Origin of the sequence: Gluconobacter sp. P1D12_c (genome assembly GCF_018812105.1) — a bacterium.
GTDB lineage: Bacteria > Pseudomonadota > Alphaproteobacteria > Acetobacterales > Acetobacteraceae > Gluconobacter > Gluconobacter oxydans_A.
The window spans coordinates 1-663 of record NZ_JACSIQ010000129.1; the positions used below are offsets into that span (position 1 = coordinate 1).

Annotated in this window: 1 protein-coding gene; it reads right to left on the bottom strand. The window is 59.0% G+C overall.

Going from position 1 to position 663, the window contains the following annotated elements:
* A partial coding sequence (locus KP705_RS15925) for a Tn3 family transposase (RefSeq protein WP_215764938.1) occupies nt 1–663 on the bottom strand: 663 nt, incomplete at both ends.

Consider the following 663-nt stretch of genomic DNA (forward strand, 5'->3'; position numbering starts at 1 on the left):
CGATGGGCTGCAACCATACGGCCAAGGGCTTCGGCGTATCCGGCCTCGCTGATATGCCAGTCATGCAGATGCGCCAACTGGCGCAGGGTGGCACCCTGACAGGTGTCGGCCATGCGTGTCAGACCAAGATTAATCCCATCCGCCAGGATCACCGTCAGCAGGGCGTTTTTGTCATCCGCGACACGGCTGGAACGGCGATGGGTAAAGCAGTCGGTGAAGCTGATCCAGCGGTCCACTTCCAGCAGAAGATCAGTAATCTTGATGCGTGGCAGCCGGTCGTAAGCCGCCCGCCTCAACTCTTCCACAGCAGGGGGTGTAATTGCTTTCAGAGGCGAAATCACAAGACCATGTGCATCAAGCCGGACCTGTGACAACTCGCCCTTCCTGGCAAGAGCCGTCACCCGGTTCAGCGCGGTTTCCAGCACTGCACGCCGTTGAGAAAGGAACGTGTCAGCCGTAGCATTGATCGCCAGAGGCAACGGTCCTTGCGCGCGCATCGCTGCAAACGTGGCTTCCGGAAGAAGGTAGGTGTCGAATGCGCGGTATTGGCGACTTTCCGTTACCCAGATGTCTCCGGCACGCAGACGCTCGCGCAGCTGGGTCAGAACACAGAGTTCGTAAGCCTGTCGTATGACTGTTCCCTCTGGCCTGACAAAGCTGTGC